Below are 18,809 nucleotides of genomic sequence, written 5' to 3' on the forward strand. Positions count from 1 at the left end.
GCGACGGCCTTTCGGCATGGACGGGTCCGGGTGCCCGTACGGCTTCAGGCTCGGGTCAGCGCCGCAGCGCCTCGGCCGGTTCGATCCGGGAGGCCCGCCAGGCCGGGTAGAGACCGGCCACCACCCCGGTGACCAGACCGATCAACGGGGCCGCGGCGACCGTCGCGGGATGGACGACCGGGGTCCAGTCCCGGACGAGCGCCACCCCGATCACCGTGCACACGCCCAGCGCCGTCCCGACGAGCCCGCCGACCGCGCCCAGGGCCCCGGACTCCGTGAGGAACTGGACGGTGATGTGGCGTCCCCGGGCGCCCAGGGCGCGCCGCAGACCGATCTCGCCGGTCCGCTCCAGGACCGCGACCAGGGTGGTGTTGGCGATGCCGACCGCGCCGATCACCAGACAGGTCCCGGCGAGCAGCAGGAACAGCTGGTCGAGGTCGCCGGTGACGCCCGCCCGCAGCGTCCTCGGGTCCGGCGGCGGAACGGCCTTCAGATACTCCGGGTGGTCCGGGCGCAGCGCGACCGGCGCCTCGTCCGCGATCTGGCGGGCTGCCCCGGTCTCCGTGGCGACCAGCATCCTCGCCTCCCCGGCCCCGGGCGGCCCCCACATCCGCTCGGCGGTCGTCCGGGGCACGCTCACCGACATCAGCACGTCCGGCCTGCGCTCGACGTCGTCGACGATGCCGGCCACCACGAACGGCTCGTCCCCGATGAACACCGCGGGCCGGGTCTCCAGGGTGGTGATGCCGAGCCGGGCCGCGACGGCCGCCCCGATGACCGCGACCGGCTGCGCGTTCGCCGAGGCGAACTCGTCGTAGAGCCGGCCCTGCGCGAGGCGGGGGACGGCGGCCCGGAGCGCGCCGGGCGAGGCGGCGACCACGTCGACCGGTACGCCGTCCGCGCCGTCGCCCACGGGCGCGGCGCGCACGGTGACGTCGGGGCCGAGCCGGACCGTCCAGTAGACCCCGGCGTCCCGGACGCCGCCGAGCCGTCCGATCCGGGAGTCCGCGTCGGCGGGGAAACCGGGTCCGGCGAACTCGTCCTGTTCCCCGGCGATGTCCTCGACGGTGACCTCGGTGGCGGTGAGCAGGTCGAACCGGGCGTCGATCTGGGAGGACGTGGTCGCCGTCAGGCCGAGGATCGCGACGAAGGTACCGACGCCGAGGACCGTGCCGAGAGCGGTGAGCACCGACCGGCCGGGGCGTTGGAGCATGCCGGCGACGGCCTCGGAGAGCGCGTCGCGGGGAGCGAGGCGGGAGGGTTCGACGACCCGGCCTGGCCGGGGGCGGCGGCTTCTCATGCGGGAGTCCGTTCCGCGCGGGGCACCGCCGAGTACACCGTCGAGAGCATCACGACGAACTCGCCGTGCCGGACGGCGAGTTCGCAGGGATTCGGGGTCTGGACGGGCGGCGGGCCCGGGTAGGTGAGGCCGACCCGCCGGAACTGCGTGCCGGGGGCGTCCGGACGGGTCGGGGCGGGCGGCGGGCCGGGGTGCCGGTCCGGCCACCGCCGTACGAGTGGGGTCACTCCGGCCCCCGGCCGCCCTGAGCGGCACCGGTCGCGGCCACTCCGGTCACGACGTCGGCGCCCTCCGCGAGGCTCCCCGCGGTGAGCGGTACGACCTCGACGTAGCCGTCCCCGAGGGTGCCGGTCCGTACCTCGACGGGGGTCCGGCGCCCGTTCCCGTCGACGACGGTGACCACGGTCCGGCCGTCCGCGCTCGCCGACACGGCGGTGACGGGGACGACGAGGGCCTCGCCGTCGGTGGAGGCCGCCTCGATCGTCAGCCGTACGTCCTGTCCGGCGAGGGCAGGGGGGATGTCCTTCTCGGGCACGGCGGTGAAGAGGAAGCCGGTGGGGCCGTTCGCGGGCGGAGCGCCGTCCTGCCCCTGGCCTTCGCCCTGGCCGCCGCCCTGCTTGGCGTCGGCGGCCGTACGTGTCGAGGCGACGGTCCGGACCTCGGCGGTGAGTTCGGCTCCGGTCACCTCGTCGAGGACGCGGACCCTCTGGCCGGGCCGGACCATGCCCTTCTGGTGGTCCTGGAGGTGGCCCTGGGCGAGGAGCCGGCCGGAGGACAGGGTCAGCAGGGTGCCGGAGACCGGCGACCCGGGGGCCACGGCGGTGGACGCGACCCGGGCGGGGAACCGCTCCACGAAGACGACCTCCCCGGCCGGGACCATCGGCCCGGCGGTGGCCCACACCCTGCCGAGCGCGGTACGGGCTTCCGCCAGGTCCTCGGCGGCCCGGTCCCGGGCCTTGCGCAGGTTCTTGTTCCGGTTCTCGTCCTTGTTCTCGGCGAGCGCGTCCCGGGCGTCGTCGACGGCCCGTTCGGCGGCCGTCACGGCGTCACTCGCGGCGTCCACCCCCGCGCCGTCGTCGTCCACGGCCGGGCGCGGGTCGTAGCCGGCAGCGGCGTAGAACCCCTCCACGGCCCTCTTCGTCCCCGCGCCGAACGTTCCCTGCGGGTCGCCGCCCCGGTCGAAGCCGAGCCCGGCCAGCGCGGTCTGGAGCTGGGCCACGTCGTCGCCCGTCGCGCCCGGCTTGAGGTCCCGGTAGACGGGGAGACGGCCCGGGAGGACGAAGAGCGGGCGGCCCGATATCTCCAGGACGACCTGCCCCTTGCGCACCGCCGCACCCACGGCGACCGGTGTCTTGGTGACGACGGGCGTCCCGCCGTCCCCGCCCGAGACGACGGGCGCCACCGGGACGGTCTGCCCGGCGACGACGGTGCCGCGCAGCACGACCGTCTCGCGCAGGACGCGGCGCTCGACGGGGGCGGTGAGGACGTCGGGCGGCGGCGGCGCGGCGTCTGCCGCGACCTGCGCGGGCGACGTGATCACCGTCCCGGCGAAGACACCGGCGGCGGTCAGCGCGACGGCCCCGACGACGAGCCCCCCGACCCAGAGGCGACCGCGCCGGGCGCGGCGCTCGGGGGTGGTGTCCGTGGCGATGCCCTTGTCCCTCTCGGAGTCCGTGTCCATGCCTTCGGCCTCAGCCGGAGACGGGCGCGGTGCCCAGGTTGTCCTCAGGGGCGACGGGGCTGCACTTGCGCATGACGGCGGAGTCGTTCATGTCCGACCCCTCGGGGAACTCACCGGTCTTCGGGTCCGGGTCGGGCCAGTCGGGGTACCCGTTGCGCCGGTAGCACTCCGCGACGCCCTGCGCCCTCTTCAACGCGTCTTGGTCCACGGGGAGTTCGAAGGGCAGAAGGCTCTTGCACTTCTCCTCGGCGTCGACCATCACCTTGCGGTCGACGGCGTCCTTGTCGACCACCCAGACGCCGGTGCTCTTCTCCCTGAGCTTCACCCCGTGCTCGCCGAGGCATTTGTTGTGCTCGGCGTAGGCGGCGTCGATCGGATCGACCGGGGCGGCCTGGGAGTCCTCCGGGCCGGCGGTGCAGCCGACGAGCGCGAGGCCGGCGAGGAGCAGCGGGATGGCCAGTACGCGTCTCATCGGTGCACGTCCTTCTGCCTTCTGCGGGGAGGCGGTCCCGGTGATGGAGCGCGGCGCTCGAAACCGGCGGCGCGGGGCGCCGCATGGCTCGGCGCGGAACGGGCCGGACGTCGTACGCGTGTCCGGACGGCGCCACTCTAATCACAGGGGGAAGAGGTCGTCACTTCCCAACTGCCATGTGATTCAAGCCTCTTGTTCACCTGCGGCCGGTAAAGGACGGTCGGCTCGGCCGCACTTGACATATTCGGTAGCGCCACCGAATCCGGCGGTACGGAGAGGATCCCTGGTGAACGGCCCGGAACGGCACGCCCAGCCCATGACCACTCTGCGTAGTGGTTGACCAACCACCCTGTGATCACATGGAATTCGCCCTCGGCTCAGCCAGGTTCTCACCCAGTTCTCCCTTCGCATCGAAAGGCAAGAACCTTGAAGAACACCGCTCTCCGCCGCACCCTCGGCACCTTCGTCGCTCTCGGCGCCCTCGGCGCGGGCGTTCTGGTGACCGCAGCTCCCGCCTCAGCGGCGAGCAAGGACGGCCACCTGGACTACAACGAGTTCTCGCTGAACTGGGAAGACACCCAGGGCGGGGCCTGGACCGACTTCCAGTACGACGAGTCCCTCCTGAACAACGACCGCTTCGTCACGCCCGGCCCCGGCTCCGGAGCTGTCGTGGACAACAACTCCGAGTCGTACTTCAACTTCGGCAGCAGGACCTGGTACGTCTACACCGGCGCGGAAGCAAAGGGTGTCGAAGGCTGGATTCCCGCAGATCTCATGGGCAATTTCTCCACCACCTTCAAGAACCAGGTCTCGTCGATCTACAACAACGACGCCAACTAGACCAGTTCCCCAGGCAGCCCCACCCGGAGTCCTTCATGCATCCCCGCCTCTTCCGTCCGGCCGTCGTACTCCTGCTGAGCGCCGGACTGCTGCTCACCGCCTGTTCGGCGGGCGGGCCGGCCGTCTCCGCCGATCCGAAGCCGCTGTCCGATCCGCTCACGGTGCCCGCCGCGCAGCTGGTGTACCCCTTGGATCCGTACAAGACGACGGCCGAGCAGATCCGCAGCCTGGAGAAGGCGCAGGACCTGCTGACGGCGGACTGCATGAAGCGGTTCGGGTTCACGTACCGGCCGCCGGTCCGGCCCGCGCCGCGCACCAGGAGCACGTCGTCGCGGTACGGGGTCACGGACGCGGCGGCAGCGGCCCGGTACGGGTACACCAGGCCCGGTGTGCCCGCCGAACCGGAGCCGGACACGAAGCCACTCCCCCCGGCCGAGCAACTGGCGCTGAGCGGCCCGCCGCTCAAGACCAAACCGGGGGGCGGTCTCGTCCTGCCCCCGCTCACCCTGGAGGAGTCGCGGAGGACCGACAGCGGCCGGACGCTCAACGGGCAAAAAGTGCCGGTCGGCGGCTGCGGCCGGGAGGGGCACCTCCGGCTCTACGCGGAGAAGAAGAGCCCCGAGGACCTGCTGTTCGTCTTCGGGATGGAGTCGGAGGCGTTCACCCGGGCCCAGAAGTCCCCGAAGGTCGACGCGGCCGTCAAGGCGTGGTCGGCCTGTATGGCGGAGAAGGGGTACCGCGTCTCCGATCCGATGGAATCGTCCGCCTCCCTCGGGCTGAATCCCGAGTCCCCCGCCGACCTCGGCAGCGCCAAGGCGATCACCATCGCGAAGCACGACGTGGCCTGCAAGAAGCGGACCGATCTGGTCGCCCTCTGGTACGCCGCCGAAGTCGGGTTCCAGAAGGAGCTCATGGAGAAGCACGCCGAGACCCTGAAGCAGGTCAAGGTGGAGACGGACGAGCGGATCAAGAAGGCGGCCTCGGTCAACGGCAGCTGAGGGGCGCCGCCGGTCGGGCGTCGGCCGTCATTTCCGGAACGCCTCGATGATCCGGGCGTAGCTGTCGCCACCGTGGCCCGCCTCGACCGCGGCGCGCATCAGTTCCAGGTGCAGCTCCGGCAGCCGGTTGTCGATTCCGCGGGCCTCCGCCGCGTGCAGGAGGTGACTGATGGCGACCGTCTGGACGTCGATGGTGGCGTCCTCGCCCGGGTACTCCCCCGCGTCGATCTGCTCGGCGTACCCGGTCATGAACCAGGAGACCGTCTTCAGCCAGCGGGTGGCCACCGCCGTGAAGTCGCGGGCCGGCACCTCGTCCGCGCCCGCGAGGGCGGTCGCGTGCAGCCAGCCGCCGAAGACGGACCACATGAGGCCGAGGAGCCCCGCGTCGTAGAGCGAGGCACGGCCCGCGTCCGCGCCCAGGTCCACGGGGTCCCCGAGGACGGCGAGCGCCGCGCGGTGCTCGGCGAGGAGCTCGGGAGCGCCCGCGTACAGGATCATGTTGGCGCTGTCGCCGACGCCCGGCGGGGTCGTCATGACGGCACCGTCGAGGTAGCCGATGCCGTGCCCGGCCGCCCACTCCGCCTCCTCGCGGGCCTGCTCGGGCGTTCCGGTGGTGAGGTTGACGAGGACCCGGCCCCGCAGCGGCTCGGCCACGGGGGCGAGGAGTTCGCGTACGGCCGGGTAGTCGAGGACGCAGACCACGACGAGCTCGCTCGCGGTGACGGCCTCGGTGACGGTGGCGGCGCGCAGGGCGCCGCGGGCCACGAGGGCGTCGGCCTTCGCGGGGGTGCGGTTCCAGACGGTGGTGCGGTGGCCGGCGGTGAGGAAGGCGTCGGCGAGGGCGGAGCCCATCTGGCCGAGACCGATGACCGTGATGCTCTGTGCGTTCATGGGATCCACGCTCGCAGCGGCGGAATCCGGACGACAGTGGCAGGACCGACGGCGACCGCACGATTCCTGCCGTACGGTCGACGGCATGAACGCAGGGGTTGTCGCCATCGCCGTCGTGCCGGACCGGCGGATCGGTACGTCGATGTGGGAGCTGTACGAACTCTCCCTGGCGTGCGGGGTCTTCGGCATCCCTCATCCCGACCTGGCCGACCCGTGGTACGAGCTGCGGCTGTGCGGGGACGCCGGCGAGGGCGGGGTCTTCTCGCTGCGGACCGACCACGGTCTCGACGGGCTCGTGGGCGCGGACACCGTCATCGTGCCGTCCGTGCCCGACGCGGTCGTGGAGGACGGCGAGGAGGTGCCTGCCGAACTCGTCGAGGCGCTGCGCGCGGCCGCCGCCTCCGGCGCCCGGATGGTGTCGCTGTGCACCGGCGCCTTCGCGCTCGCCGCCGCCGGGATCCTCGACGGCCGCCGGGCGACCGCGCACTGGCAGCACACCGCGCAACTGGCGGCCCGGCACCCCGAGGTGATCGTGGACGACTCGGTGCTCTACACGGACGAGGGATCGGTGCTGACCAGCGCCGGGGCCACCGCCGCGCTCGACCTCTGCCTGCACCTGGTGCGCACCGACCTCGGGGCGACGGTCGCCGGGCAGCTCGCCCGCCGGCTCGTCGTCCCGGCCCACCGTCCCGGCGGTCAGGCGCAGTTCATCGAGGCGCCGTTGCCGCCGAGCGACGACCACAGCCTGGGGCCCGTACTGCAGTGGGCGACCGAGCACCTGTCGGAGCCGCTGACCGTGGAGGAGCTGGCGCGGCGGGCCCGGATGAGCCCGCGCACCTTCCACCGGCGGGTGCGGGAGGAGTACGGGACCACCCCGCTGCAGTGGCTGCTCCAGCAGCGGGTGGCCCGCGCCCAGACCCTGCTGGAGTCGACCGACCTGCCGGTGGAGCTGGTCGGCGACCACAGCGGGCTGGGCTCGGCGGCCAATCTGCGCCGCCATTTCACCCGTGCCGTCGGGGTGTCCCCGTCGGGGTACCGGCAGACGTTCAGGCCTTCGGGGCCACCTTCGAGAGGCCGTTGATGATGCGGTCCATGGCGTCGCCGCCCGTCGGGTCGGTGAGGTTGGCCAGCATCTTCAGCGTGAACTTCATGAGCATCGGGTGGGTCAGGCCGCGCTGGGTCGCGATCTTCATGACCTTCGGGTTGCCGATGAGCTTCACGAAGGCGCGGCCGAGCGTGTAGTAGCCGCCGTAGGTGTCCTTGAGGACCTGCGGGTAGTTGTGCAGGGCCAGTTCGCGCTGGGCGGGGGTGGTGCGGGCGTGTGCCTGGACGATGACGTCGGCCGCGAGCTGGCCGGACTCCATGGCGTACGCGATGCCCTCGCCGTTGAACGGGTTGACGAGGCCGCCGGCGTCGCCGACGAGCAGCAGGCCCTTGGTGTAGTGCGGCTGGCGGTTGAAGGCCATCGGGAGGGCGGCGCCGCGGATCGGCTGCGTCATGTTCTCGGGGGTGTAGCCCCAGTCCTCCGGCATCGAGGCGCACCAGGCCTTGAGGACCTCGCGCCAGTCCAGCTCGCGGAAGGCCTTGGAGGAGTTGAGGATGCCGAGGCCGACGTTGGAGGTGCCGTCGCCCATCGGGAAGATCCAGCCGTAGCCGGGCAGCAGCCGGTCCTGGGGGCCGCGGCGGTCCCACAGCTCCAGCCAGGACTCCAGGTAGTCGTCGTCGTGCCGGGGCGAGGTGAAGTAGGTGCGGACGGCGACGCCCATGGGGCGGTCCTCGCGCCGGTGCAGGCCCATCGCCAGGGAGATCCGGGTGGAGTTGCCGTCGGCGGCGACGACGAGCGGGGCGTGGAAGGTGACCTCCCGCTTGTCCTCGCCGAGCTTCGCGTGGACGCCGGTGATCCGGCCCGTGCGGTCGTCGATGATCGGGGCGCCGACGTTGCAGCGCTCGTAGAGCCGGGCGCCGGCCTTCTGCGCCTGCCGGGCGAGCTGCTCGTCGAAGTCGTCGCGCTTGCGGACGAGTCCGTAGTCCGGGTAGGAGGCGAGCTCCGGCCAGTCGAGCTCCAGGCGGACGCCGCCGCCGATGATCCGCAGGCCCCTGTTCCGCAGCCAGCCGGCCTCTTCGGAGATGTCGATGCCCATGGAGACGAGCTGCTTGGTGGCGCGGGGGGTGAGGCCGTCACCGCAGACCTTCTCGCGGGGGAACGCGGTCTTCTCCAGGAGGAGGACGTCGAGCCCGGCCTTGGCGAGGTAGTACGCGGTGGTCGAGCCGGCCGGGCCCGCCCCGACGACGATCACATCTGCGCTGTGCTCGGAGAGGGGCTCGGTCACGGCGGGGTCTCCCGGAATTCGGCGATGAGGACGTATCGCAGTCTATGGGGGCCGCTCGCGGTGGAACCGGAGGGTCGCCCCACTACTTCACCCCAGGGTGAACACATGTTCCCCTGTGCCGTGCGTGATGGCACGATGATCATCCGTGACCGAACTCCGCATCGACATACGGCGGGGCGGGCTGATCACAGCCGCCCTCGCCCTCCTCTGCTCCCTGTTCTACGTGCTGCCCGCGAACGCGGAGACCACCGCCTTCGCCGACTGCCCGGCCGCCACGCTCTGCCTCTACTCCGGAACCAACGGGACCGGCGAACGGCGGGACTTCACCGGCCTGCAGAACCTGGAGAGCTACGACCCGACCTGGGACGGCAAGACCCTGTCGGCGAAGAACAACACCGACCTCTGGGCCTGCGTCTACGGTGACCCCCGGTACGGCGGCGCCCTGCAGACCGTCAAGCCGACCTACAAGGACACCTACGCGGCCGGCGCCGTCCGCTCCCACAAGCTGGTCCCGACCCGCGCCCGCTGCTTCACCGGCTACGAGCGCTGCCCCGACAACCGGGTCTGCACGTTCCCCGAGCCCAACGGCCGCGGCGCGATGACCGTCCACCTCCCGAAGACCGACCCGACCACCCAGAACTACGGGAACAGCTACGCCGGCGGCGCCGCGCCCAAGTCCGTCTGGAACCGCACGCAGAAGCACGTCTGCTTCTACCCCGAGCCGACGTTCACCGGCAGCTGGACCGACCCGGTCGACTCCAAGAAGTACGGCGCGTACGTCGTCCTGCGCGGCGACAGCACCACCATCCCCGAGCCGTTCGTCAAGAACATCCACTCGCACGAGCTCGTCGACGGAACGGCGGAATGCCAGTGACCAGGAACCGCCTCCGGCCCTGGGTGGCCGTGGCCGCCGCGCTCGGCGCCGCCCTCACCCTCACCTCCCCCGCCGCGAACGCCGAAGAACCGGTGACCGCCCCGCTCGCCAAGTGGACGGAGGGCGCGCCGGTCAAGATCGCCGCCGGTGTCACCCGCACCACCTGGACCGAGAACGTCGATCTCGTGAACGGAACGAGCCCCGACAACCGCGCCAAGCCCCGGATCCTCCAGATCGTCGAGATCGACCCCACCGCCGGGGCGCTCACCCTGGAGAGCACCATCGGAACGAACGGCGGATCGGCCGAGAAGGTGATCGATCAGCTCGCCCAGGTCTCCGCCGCGACCCGCCACCCGTACGCGGGCGTCAACGGCGGCCTGTTCCAGCCGGAACCCGCCGGGGCCGGCGCCGCGGACACAGCGGCGCACTCCAGCGTCTCGGCCACCGACGGCGTCCTCCACAGCTCCAGCTGCTGGATGGGTGGCAAGGGCAGTACCGGTGCGGTGATCCAGTACGGCACCCCGTACATCACCAAGCTCCTCACCGACCTGAAGCTGATCGGGCCCTCCGGCGAGACCGTACGGATCGACGACTTCAACCGGACCCCGGGCCGACCGCCGCACTGCGCGCGCGACGCCGAGGACACCCTGGTGAGCACGAAGCCGTCCGTCTACACCGACCCCGACGAGATCGTCGTGTTCACCGACGACTACGGCCTTCCCGTGCCCAAGCCCGGAACCGACCCGAGCATCGTCGCCACCACCGACGCCGGCTTCGAGGTCGTCGTCGACGCGCACGGCGTCGTCACCAAGGTCGGCGAGGGCCGCGGCGGGACCGTCGTCCCGGCGGGCGGCCGCATCATCCAGGGCATCGGCACCGGGGCGCAGTGGCTCCGCGACCGGCTCGCCGTCGACGACCGGGTGACGATCGACCAGAAGCTCCACGACGTCACCCAGGACCGCGACATCCCGTTGGACGACTCGGTCGACGTCGTCAGCTCCTTCCACCAGCTGCTGCGCAACGGAACGATCCCCACGGAGCTGCCCAACTCGTGCAGCGAGCCGAGGACCGGCAAGAACGGCACGACGCAGATCTGCATCGACTCGCGCACGGCGCTCGGCACCAACGTCTACGGCCGCCCGGTGCTCGTCACCCTCAGCGGCCAGACCACCGCGGACGGCGTGTACCCCGAGGCCAACGAGGACGGCGACTACCTGCGGAACTTCGCCACCCTCCTGAGCGACCCCGACCTCGGGATCATCGACGCCATCAACCTGGACGGCGGCGGCTCCACGACCCTGGTGACGCGGTCGCCGACGGGCACGGCCGTGAACACGCCGCCGACGGACCGGGTGGGCGGCCAGTTCGTGCACCGGAAGGTGGCGGACTCGGTGTACACCGGCGTCGGCGGCTACGGCATGTACGCGAAGCCCTAGGCGACTACGCGGGCTTGAACCCCCGGTGGAGCGCCACGATCCCACCGGTCAGGTTCCGCCAGGCCACCTTCGACCAGCCGGCCTTCTGGAGCATCCCCGCCAGGGTCGGCTGGTCCGGCCACGAACGGATGGACTCGGCCAGGTACACGTACGCGTCCGGGTTCGAGGACACCGCACGGGCCACCGGCGGCAGCGCGCGCATCAGGTACTCCTCGTACACCGTGCGGAACGGCGCCCAGGTGGCGTGCGAGAACTCGGAGATGACGACCCGGCCGCCGGGCTTCGTCACCCGGTACAGCTCGCGCAGCGCCTGGTCCGTGTCCTGGATGTTCCGCAGGCCGAAGGAGATGGTGACGGCGTCGAAGACGTCGTCACGGAACGGCAGCTTCGTGCCGTCGCCGGCCGTGAACGGCATCCACGGGTGGTTCTTCTTGCCGACCCGGAGCATCCCCAGCGAGAAGTCGCAGGGCACGACGTACGCGCCCGCGCGGGCGAAGGGCTGCGAGGAGGTGGCCGTACCGGCGGCCAGGTCGAGGATCTTCTGCGCGGGGCGGGCGTCGACCGCCTTGGCGACCTCCTTGCGCCAGCGCCGGTCCTGGCCCAGGGAGAGCACGTCGTTGGTGAGGTCGTAGTTCTCCGCCACGTCGTCGAACATCGAGGCGACTTCGTGCGGCTGCTTGTCCAGGGATGCTCGGGTCACCCGGCCATTGTGGCAGCCGCCGGAATCCCTCCTCGAACCGCTTCAACCTTTTGGGCCCGGCCGCTCTCAAGGAGGGGTGAGTGCACGACAGCGGCCGGCGCACGCCGGCGGGGAAGGCAGGGGTGCGATGGCGGTACCGACCGAAGCGAGACCCGGATCAGCGACCGGGCCGGCGACCGAAGCGAGGCTTGGACCGGCCGGCAGCACGGCCGACGGAACCGTCACCGGGAGGGCCGACGCGACGGTCGCCGGGTTCGAGGACTTCGCGCGTGTCGCGCAGCAGCGGCTGTACCGCACGGCGTACCTGTTCTGCGGCGACCCCGAGACCGCCCGCGACCTGACTCAGACCACGCTGGCCAAGCTGTACCAGCACTGGCGGCGCGCGGGCACCGCCGAGCATCCACACGCGTACGCCAAGACCGTGCTGACCAGGACGTTCCTGGCGGAGCGGCGCCGGAGGCTGCGGGATCTGCTCGTCCTCACCCGGGCGGGGGGCACCGTGCCGGAGCCCGCCGCCGACCACACCGATCTGCGCGTCACCCTGCTCGCGGCGCTCGCCGAGCTGCCGCCGCGGGCCCGGGCGATGGTCGTGCTGCGCTACTGGGACGACCAGAGCGTGGCCTCCGTGGCGTCGCAGCTCCGGTGCAGCGAAGCCACCGTCAAGAGCCAGTGCTCGCGCTCGCTCGCCCGACTCCGCCTGCGCCTGGCCGACGCCGGGCTCACGATCTGAGGAAGGGGTCCGCTGTGGACACCGACGACACCACTCTGCTCCGCGACGCCATGGACCGTACGACGGACGGCCTTCCCCCGCTGCCCGACCTCGCCCCGCTCGCCGTGCGCGAGGGGCGGCGGCGGAGGGCCCGGGCCCGGATCGCCGTCGCGACGACCGCGTTCGGCGTGGTCACGGCGGGGGCCCTCGGCCTCACGCTGCTGGCGGGGACGACCGGCCCGGGCGTGTCGATGCCCCCCGCCGGGGGCGCGCGGACGAGCTACCCCCCGGTGGTCGTGGAGGAGACGCCGGGCGTCACTCCGCCGGACAACCCCGAGGGGCTGTCCGGGCCCGAGCGGGAGCGCCGCGCGCAGCACCAGCAGAAGATGGCGGCGCTGCTGGACGAGCTGCTGCCCCCGAAGATCACCGGCATCAGCCCGGTGAAGGACCGGACGCCCGAGTACCGGATCACGGCGGGCGGCGAGACCTTCCGCATGGTCGTGTCGGTGCGGCCGGACGATGACCGGGGCCGGTACTGCGAGAACAAGCCGAAGGACGCCCCCACCTGTGAGGAGGACACGCAGCTGAGGACCGGGCCGATCAGCGAGTCGAGGACCCGCAGGGTGACCGTGCAGTACTGGTACCGCAAGAGCGTGGTCGAGCTCTCCGTGTACGCCGGGAAGGCGGAGGTGCCGGTGACGGCGCGGCATCTGTTCGACGTCGCCAACGACCCGCGCTTCCTGGAGCTGGTGAAGGACGCGGACGCACGTCCGATGGAGGCGGAGGAGGGGCCGCGCAGCTCGGCCGACTTCTTCCCGGAAGGGCTTCCCGGAGCGCCCTCCGGGAAGGGTCAGCGGGCGCGGTAGACCAGCCGCCCGCCGATGACGGTGGCGACGCAGGTGGACGCGCCCAGGCGGGCCAGCGAGGCGCGGTCCGGGACGTCGAAGACGGCGAAGCGGGCCGGGCCTCCCGGGACCAGGCCGGGAAGCAGGACCAGCGGCGCCGGTGAGAAGGACGGCGGGCCGGGGAGCGTGTCGGGGCGCCGGCCGATGACGAGCCCGGCCCGGCGCACGGCGTCCACGGCGCCCTGGCCGCGCAGTTCCCCGGCGACGCCGACGGTCCCGTGCGCCAGCATCCGCTGCACGCCGCGGCGCGCGGAGGCGCCCCGGCGGGAGGGATCCATCCGGAAGATCCGCTGCGCCCGCTCGCCGGGGATCGGCTCGGTGCCGAACCCCGCGGCCTCCCGGGGGTCCGGGTGGTACATGCCTTCGAGCAGCTCGGGGCCGTACGGGTTGAGGAGTCCGGGCGTGAGGATGCCGGGCCACTGCCGCACCCGCGCCTGGGGGCGCAGGGCGGCCAGGTCCTCGTACGGCCCGACGGCGGCGACGAGCGCGCCGTCGACCAGAACGGCGGTCTCGGGCGACGCCTCGGCGTAGTGGATCGTCAGCACGGTCGCGTCCGCTCCGTCAGTTGGCGTCGAGGAGCTTGAGTTCGGGGTGCGCCGTGCCGCCCTCGATCGCCGTGGACGAGATGTGCGAGGCGACGCGCTCGTCGACCGGGTCGTTCGCCGGGTCGGTGTGGACGACGAGGTGCTCGTAGGTGGTGCTGCGCTGCGCCGGGACGCGGTCCGCGGTGCGGATCATGTCGATCATCTCGCGCAGGTTGGAGCGGTGCTTGGCGCCGGCGGAGGAGACGACGTTCTCCTCCAGCATGATCGAGCCGAGGTCGTCCGCGCCGTAGTGCAGGGTGAGCTGGCCGATCTCCTTGCCCGTGGTGAGCCACGAGCCCTGGATGTGGGCGACGTTGTCGAGGAACAGCCGACCGATGGCGATCATCCGCAGGTACTCCAGGAGCGTGGCCTGCGTGCGGCCCTTGAGGTGGTTGTTCTCGGGCTGGTACGTGTACGGGATGAAGGCCCGGAAGCCGCCCGTCCGGTCCTGCACGTCACGGATCATGCGCAGGTGCTCGATCCGCTCGGCGTTGGTCTCGCCGGTGCCCATCAGCATGGTGGAGGTGGACTCGACGCCGAGGCCGTGGGCGATCTCCATGATCTCCAGCCAGCGCTCGCCGCTCTCCTTGAGCGGGGCGATGGCCTTGCGCGGCCGCTCCGGGAGCAGTTCGGCGCCGGCGCCCGCGAAGGAGTCGAGGCCGGCCGCGTGGATGCGGGTGATGGCCTCCTCGACGGAGACGCCGCTGATCCGGGCCATGTGCTCGACCTCGGACGCGCCGAGGGAGTGGATGACCAGCTGCGGGAAGTCCTTCTTGATGGCGGCGAAGTGCTTCTCGTAGTACTCGACGCCGTAGTCCGGGTGGTGGCCGCCCTGGAACATGATCTGGGTGCCGCCGAGCTCTACGGTCTCCGCGCAGCGGCGCAGGATGTCGTCGAGGTCGCGGCTCCAGCCCTTCTTCGTGTCCTTGGGGGCGGCGTAGAAGGCACAGAACTTGCACGCCGTCACGCAGACGTTCGTGTAGTTGATGTTCCGCTCGATGATGTACGTCGCGATGTGCTCGGTCCCCGCGTACCGGCGGCGGCGCACGGCGTCGGCGGCGGAGCCGAGGGCGTGCAGGGGCGCCGAGCGGTAGAGGTCGAGCGCCTCCTCGGGGGTGATCCGGCCACCCGCGGCAGCGCGGTCGAGAACAGACTGGAGTTCGGCCTTCTCGGTCACCGGGTGTGTCCCTTTCGGAGGGGTTCTGACTGTCCGAACCAGCCTACGCCAGCGCTCCTCAGCGCCTCCGTCGGGTGGCGTGCGGGGGTGCGGCGTTAATAGGGACGGTCCGGACACGGATAAAGGGGTGAATTACCGAACGGGGACGCGACGGCGAATTCCGGGAAGCCGACGGAAGGCCTCCGGGAGACCGACCGGAAGACCGACCGGAAGACCGGCGGGAAGGCCGACCGGAAGACCGACCGGAAGCCGAATGGGGAACCCGGAAGGCGCGCGCCCCGCTAATCCCGTGCGGGCGGCAGCAGTTCGACGGCGACGTCGGCCGGGAAGCCGGTCGTGGGGCCGGTGCGGCGGGCGAACTCGCGGACTCCGGCGAGCTGCTCGGGGCCGAAGCGGAAGTCGAGCGTACGGAAGTACCGCTCCAGGAGCTCGGCGTCGAAGGTCTCCCAGCGGGCGGCCTGCTCGGCGACCTTGGCGACCTCCTCCAGGGAGAGGTCGCGGGAGGCCAGGAACGCCTGGTGCACCTCGTGGACGGTCTCCGGCTCGCGCGCCAGGTAGTCCTTGCGCGCCGCCCACACCGCGAAGACGAACGGGAGGCCCGTCCAGTCCTTCCACATGAGGCCGAGGTCGTGGACCTGGAGTCCGAGCCGGGGCGCGTCGTGCAGCGAGGCGCGGAGGGCGGCGTCGCCGATGAGGACGGCCGCCTCGGCCTCCTGCATCATCAGGCCCAGGTCAGGGGGGCAGGTGTAGTAGTCCGGCGTCACCCCGTACCGCTCGGCGAGCAGCAGCTGGGCGAGCCGTACGGAGGTGCGGGAGGTGGAGCCGAGGGCGACGCGGGCGCCGTCCAGCTCCTCCAGGGGCCGCTGCGAGACGATCACGCAGGACATGACGGGCCCGTCGCAGCCGACGGCGATGTCGGGGAGCGCGACGAGGTCCGACGCGTTGCGGAGGTACTCGACGAGGGTGATGGGGCCGATGTCCAGATCACCCCGCACGAGCCGCTCGCTGAGCTTCTCCGGGGTGTCCTTGGTCAACTCCAGGTCGAGGAGCGTTCCGGTCCTGGCCAGGCCCCAGTACAGGGGGAGGCAGTTCAGGAACTGGATGTGCCCGACGCGGGGCCGGCTGCGCTGCTGGTCGTCGGTTGCATTGTCCACATCGTGAGGCTAGACCCGTCTCGTACCGTGGGCATCGCCGGGGCACGCGCGTCAGCACACGGAGCGAGATCAAACATGCGAGTGACGTGATCTTTCCCTCTACCGTCCCGGGCGACCTGCGTGCTACGCTCAACGCAAGTTGCAGTTTGGTTTCCCTTGCAGTACAGAGCCTGCGGAGCATGTGACCCGCAGGCTTTTGTAGTTTTCAGACTTGTTTGCAGGTTCTGGAGCAGGGCGACCCTTTGGCCCATAGGAGGGCTCATGGCTACCGGAACCGTGAAGTGGTTCAACGCTGAAAAGGGCTTCGGCTTCATCGCCCAGGACGGCGGCGGCCCGGATGTCTTCGTCCACTACTCCGCGATCAACGCGAACGGCTTCCGTTCGCTCGAGGAGAACCAGCTCGTGACCTTCGACGTCACGCAGGGCCCGAAGGGCCCGCAGGCGGAGAACGTCTCCCCGGCCTAAGGTGCCTGGGTCGGCGAAGCACGACTAGAGCAGTACCCAAGGAGCCCCGCTCCGTGCCTCGGCACGAGCGGGGCTCCTGCCTTTCCGTCCTGCCTTTCCGTCCTGCCTTCCGTCCTGCCTTCCGCCCTGCCGTTCACCTGCCTGTCGGCGGCTTCTCAGCAGTTCGGGATGACGGTCCCGTTGTTGTCGCGGGCCTCGTCGTTGCCCCAGCGCGACAGGTAGTACGCGGATACGTACGCCCCGTGGCCGTTCTTCCCGGCGTACACGGTGTCGAGGTCGGTCTTCAGCCACCAGTGGTTGTAGTTCCCGGAGCCGTCACGGATCTCCTGGCCCCAGACCTTGCAGTAGACGTAGTTGGTGCCGGCGTTCAACACGCCCTGCGGGGAGGCGGTGTTCGCCTGGGCGTAGCCGGTGGCGTTGGCGAAGGTGTCGACCCAGTACTTTCCGCCTCCCCCGCCCGAGCAGCCGTTGTCGCTGGTCAGGGACTTGGAGCCGTACGAGCCCGGGTAGGGCGCGAGCGAGGCGCCGTTGATCACGATCGGCTGCCCGACGCCGTTGTAGAGCTGCTCGTAGTGGATGTGGGCGCCGGAGCTGTTGCCCGTACTGCCGGTGGTGCCGATCTGCTGACCCTGGGCGACCGGGGCGCCGTTGGCGACGGAGTAGGCGTTCAGGTGGAAGTAGTACGTCTTCCAGCCGCCGCCGTGCTCGACCACGATGTAGTTGCCCGCGCCGGACGGCTGGGAGTAGCGGTAGGCGGTGCCGGACGCCGAGGCGAGGACCGGGGTGCCCGCGGTCGTACCGCCGTCGGAGCGGATGAAGTCGAGGGCCTGGCGGACCTCGGCCGAGTGGTGGCTGTAGGTCCAGGTCTGGCCGCAGGGGAAGGGCGCCTTGAAGAGCGGCGCGGCCTGGGCGGGGGTGGTGGTGACGAGCGCGGTGAGCAGGCCCGCGACGAGCGCGAGCAGGGTGCCGAGGGGGGTGATCCGGGCACGCATGCGTCCTCCGGTACGTGGGGGTTGGGGCCTGGGGACAGGGGTCGACGCGCGTTGACTAACGGGGAACGGACCACAGCGTGCCGGAAGATCGCGTCTCGCAGTAGACGGCGAAAACCACACCCCTACCGCGCGGCGTACGTAGTCTGGACACATGACCGAACGCAAACCGCCCGGAGTCAGCTTCGAGTCGTTCGTGGACAAGCAGATCCGCGAAGCGTCGGAGCGTGGAGAGTTCAGCCGTCTGTCCGGATTCGGGAAGCCTCTCCCCAACGACTCGGCCCCGTATGACGAGCTGTGGTGGATCAAGGGCAAGATGCACCGCGAGGGCGCGTCCGTGCTGCCGCCGTCGCTGGCCCTGCGCAAGGCGGCCGAGGACGCGGAGGAGGCGGTGGCCGCGGCGGTCTCGGAGAGCCAGGTCCGCCGGATCCTCGGGGAGATCAACACCAGGATCTCCGAGGCCCTGTTGCGCCCGCCGGCCGGTCCTCCGCTGAACCTGAAGCCGTTCGACGTCGAGGCGACGGTCGAGCGGTGGCGGGCGGAGCGGAGCGCGTAACCCCTGCTCACTCGCCGTCGAGAGGAGCCCCTCATGTCCCCCATGAACAGCGCCGGTCTGCTCGCCGACTCGTTCGGCCGGGTCCAGGAGGTCGTCCACGAGGCCGTGGAGGGCCTCACCGAGGACGAGCTCGCCGCCCGGATCGATCCGGACGCCAACTCGATCGCCTGGCTGGTCTGGCACCTCACCCGGATCCAGGACGATCACCTCGCGGGCGCCTTCGACACGGACCAGCTGTGGGACACGGACGGCTGGCGGGACCGTTTCGACCTGCCCTTCGGGAAGCGGGCGACCGGCTACGGTCAGACGAGCGCCCAGGTGGCCAAGGTGCGCGTCCCGGCGGAGCTGCTGCTCGGCTACTACGACGCGGTGCACGCGCGGACCCTCGACCTGGTGCGGCCGGTGACGAACGCGGACCTGGAGCGCATCGTCGACGCCGCCTGGGACCCGCCGGTCACCCTGGGCGTCCGGCTGGTGTCGGTGATCGCGGACGACCTCCAGCACGCGGGGCAGGCGGCGTTCGTACGGGGCGCGGTGGAGCGGCGGTAGCGGCGCCGGGGAGACGGGGGCGCGGGCGGGGACACGGGCGACCGGCAGCAGCCGTTCCGTTCTCGGAGGCAGTCGCCGCGGACAGTCGGCTCGACGCACCCGCGGACGGCCGGATCGACGATCCGGCGTTCAACCTGCCGGACCGACCGGCCAGTTCGACCCAACGACTCATTTGTTCGAGGCATTTGCACAACCCCTG

21 protein-coding genes are annotated in these 18,809 nt (G+C 71.5%); 10 read left to right on the plus strand and 11 right to left on the minus strand.

What is annotated here, in order from left to right; all coding sequences use genetic code 11:
- Positions 1 to 55: 55 nt before the first annotated feature.
- From OG259_RS17790 to OG259_RS17805, 4 genes are read right to left on the minus strand one after another with little or no spacing between them, the layout of a single operon-like run.
- Positions 56 to 1,300 (minus strand): ABC transporter permease, encoded by a 1,245-nt coding sequence (locus OG259_RS17790; RefSeq protein ID WP_328943149.1) that lies wholly within the window; start codon positions 1,298 to 1,300, stop codon positions 56 to 58.
- Entirely contained in the window at positions 1,297 to 1,527 is a 231-nt protein-coding gene (locus tag OG259_RS17795) for a hypothetical protein (RefSeq protein WP_328943150.1), read from the minus strand. The genes OG259_RS17790 and OG259_RS17795 overlap by 4 nt, the downstream gene beginning before the upstream one ends.
- Complete coding sequence (locus OG259_RS17800) at positions 1,524 to 2,981, minus strand: peptidoglycan-binding protein (RefSeq protein WP_328943151.1); 1,458 nt, start codon at positions 2,979 to 2,981, stop codon at positions 1,524 to 1,526. Before OG259_RS17800 ends, OG259_RS17795 begins: the two co-directional genes overlap by 4 nt.
- 10 nt (positions 2,982 to 2,991) lie before the next feature.
- Entirely contained in the window at positions 2,992 to 3,453 is a 462-nt protein-coding gene (locus OG259_RS17805; RefSeq protein ID WP_328943152.1) for a hypothetical protein, read from the minus strand.
- Positions 3,454 to 3,879: 426 nt separating this feature from the next.
- Here OG259_RS17805 and OG259_RS17810 point away from each other — a divergent pair, with 426 nt between their 5' ends.
- Entirely contained in the window at positions 3,880 to 4,293 is a 414-nt protein-coding gene (locus tag OG259_RS17810) for a hypothetical protein (protein ID WP_328943153.1), read from the plus strand.
- A 35-nt stretch (positions 4,294 to 4,328) separates the two neighbouring features.
- Positions 4,329 to 5,291: a hypothetical protein gene (locus tag OG259_RS17815; RefSeq protein WP_328943154.1), complete on the plus strand. Its 963-nt coding sequence runs from the start codon at positions 4,329 to 4,331 to the stop codon at positions 5,289 to 5,291.
- A gap of 27 nt (positions 5,292 to 5,318) precedes the next feature.
- Here the strand turns inward: OG259_RS17815 and OG259_RS17820 are convergent, their stop codons facing one another.
- Positions 5,319 to 6,269: an NAD(P)-dependent oxidoreductase gene (locus tag OG259_RS17820; protein WP_443051979.1), complete on the minus strand. Its 951-nt coding sequence runs from the start codon at positions 6,267 to 6,269 to the stop codon at positions 5,319 to 5,321.
- Here OG259_RS17820 and OG259_RS17825 point away from each other — a divergent pair.
- Complete coding sequence (locus tag OG259_RS17825) at positions 6,268 to 7,263, plus strand: GlxA family transcriptional regulator (RefSeq protein ID WP_328943156.1); 996 nt, start codon at positions 6,268 to 6,270, stop codon at positions 7,261 to 7,263. The two genes, OG259_RS17820 and OG259_RS17825, sit on opposite strands and share 2 nt — an antisense overlap.
- On the opposite strand, the gene OG259_RS17830 is transcribed toward OG259_RS17825, so the two are convergent.
- Positions 7,229 to 8,512 carry a geranylgeranyl reductase family protein gene (locus OG259_RS17830; protein ID WP_328943157.1) on the minus strand — a complete coding sequence of 428 codons (1,284 nt, stop codon included), beginning with the start codon at positions 8,510 to 8,512 and terminating at the stop codon, positions 7,229 to 7,231. The genes OG259_RS17825 and OG259_RS17830 overlap by 35 nt on opposite strands.
- A gap of 145 nt (positions 8,513 to 8,657) precedes the next feature.
- Here OG259_RS17830 and OG259_RS17835 point away from each other — a divergent pair, with 145 nt between their 5' ends.
- Both OG259_RS17835 and OG259_RS17840 read left to right on the plus strand, forming a co-directional pair.
- Entirely contained in the window at positions 8,658 to 9,386 is a 729-nt protein-coding gene (locus OG259_RS17835) for a peptidase inhibitor family I36 protein (protein ID WP_328943158.1), read from the plus strand.
- Positions 9,383 to 10,822 carry a phosphodiester glycosidase family protein gene (locus OG259_RS17840; RefSeq protein WP_328943159.1) on the plus strand — a complete coding sequence of 480 codons (1,440 nt, stop codon included), beginning with the start codon at positions 9,383 to 9,385 and terminating at the stop codon, positions 10,820 to 10,822. Before OG259_RS17835 ends, OG259_RS17840 begins: the two co-directional genes overlap by 4 nt.
- A 4-nt stretch (positions 10,823 to 10,826) precedes the next feature.
- Here the strand turns inward: OG259_RS17840 and OG259_RS17845 are convergent, their stop codons facing one another.
- Positions 10,827 to 11,522: a demethylmenaquinone methyltransferase gene (locus OG259_RS17845; RefSeq protein ID WP_328943160.1), complete on the minus strand. Its 696-nt coding sequence runs from the start codon at positions 11,520 to 11,522 to the stop codon at positions 10,827 to 10,829.
- Positions 11,523 to 11,649: 127 nt separating this feature from the next.
- Here OG259_RS17845 and OG259_RS17850 point away from each other — a divergent pair, with 127 nt between their 5' ends.
- Together OG259_RS17850 and OG259_RS17855 are read left to right on the plus strand one after the other, a co-directional pair.
- Positions 11,650 to 12,252, plus strand: a complete 603-nt coding sequence (locus OG259_RS17850) for a SigE family RNA polymerase sigma factor (protein WP_328943161.1) — start codon at positions 11,650 to 11,652, stop codon at positions 12,250 to 12,252.
- Positions 12,253 to 12,266: 14 nt separating this feature from the next.
- Positions 12,267 to 13,097 (plus strand): hypothetical protein, encoded by an 831-nt coding sequence (locus OG259_RS17855; RefSeq protein ID WP_328943162.1) that lies wholly within the window; start codon positions 12,267 to 12,269, stop codon positions 13,095 to 13,097.
- Here the strand turns inward: OG259_RS17855 and OG259_RS17860 are convergent.
- From OG259_RS17860 to OG259_RS17870, 3 genes are all read right to left on the minus strand, one after another.
- Positions 13,082 to 13,681, minus strand: a complete 600-nt coding sequence (locus tag OG259_RS17860; RefSeq protein WP_328943163.1) for a hypothetical protein — start codon at positions 13,679 to 13,681, stop codon at positions 13,082 to 13,084. The genes OG259_RS17855 and OG259_RS17860 overlap by 16 nt on opposite strands.
- Positions 13,682 to 13,697: 16 nt before the next feature.
- Positions 13,698 to 14,897: a cyclic dehypoxanthinyl futalosine synthase gene (gene mqnC / locus OG259_RS17865; protein ID WP_328943164.1), complete on the minus strand. Its 1,200-nt coding sequence runs from the start codon at positions 14,895 to 14,897 to the stop codon at positions 13,698 to 13,700.
- A 281-nt stretch (positions 14,898 to 15,178) separates the two neighbouring features.
- Positions 15,179 to 16,051 (minus strand): menaquinone biosynthetic enzyme MqnA/MqnD family protein, encoded by an 873-nt coding sequence (locus tag OG259_RS17870; RefSeq protein WP_328943165.1) that lies wholly within the window; start codon positions 16,049 to 16,051, stop codon positions 15,179 to 15,181.
- Positions 16,052 to 16,312: 261 nt separating this feature from the next.
- On the opposite strand from OG259_RS17870, the gene OG259_RS17875 reads away from it, so the two are divergent.
- The gene (locus OG259_RS17875) at positions 16,313 to 16,516 is read left to right on the plus strand and encodes a cold-shock protein (RefSeq protein ID WP_015035453.1); all 204 of its coding nucleotides are present in this window, start codon (positions 16,313 to 16,315) and stop codon (positions 16,514 to 16,516) included.
- A gap of 155 nt (positions 16,517 to 16,671) precedes the next feature.
- Here the strand turns inward: OG259_RS17875 and OG259_RS17880 are convergent, their stop codons facing one another.
- Entirely contained in the window at positions 16,672 to 17,508 is an 837-nt protein-coding gene (locus OG259_RS17880; RefSeq protein WP_266895180.1) for a M23 family metallopeptidase, read from the minus strand.
- A 151-nt stretch (positions 17,509 to 17,659) separates the two neighbouring features.
- On the opposite strand from OG259_RS17880, the gene OG259_RS17885 reads away from it, so the two are divergent.
- Both OG259_RS17885 and OG259_RS17890 read left to right on the plus strand, forming a co-directional pair.
- Positions 17,660 to 18,061 carry a J-domain-containing protein gene (locus OG259_RS17885; RefSeq protein ID WP_328943166.1) on the plus strand — a complete coding sequence of 134 codons (402 nt, stop codon included), beginning with the start codon at positions 17,660 to 17,662 and terminating at the stop codon, positions 18,059 to 18,061.
- A 42-nt stretch (positions 18,062 to 18,103) separates the two neighbouring features.
- On the plus strand, positions 18,104 to 18,610 hold the full coding sequence (locus OG259_RS17890) for a mycothiol transferase (RefSeq protein ID WP_328947112.1): 507 nt from the start codon (positions 18,104 to 18,106) through the stop codon (positions 18,608 to 18,610).
- Positions 18,611 to 18,809: the final 199 nt, after the last annotated feature.

This window comes from Streptomyces sp. NBC_00250, assembly GCF_036192275.1.
GTDB lineage: Bacteria > Actinomycetota > Actinomycetes > Streptomycetales > Streptomycetaceae > Streptomyces.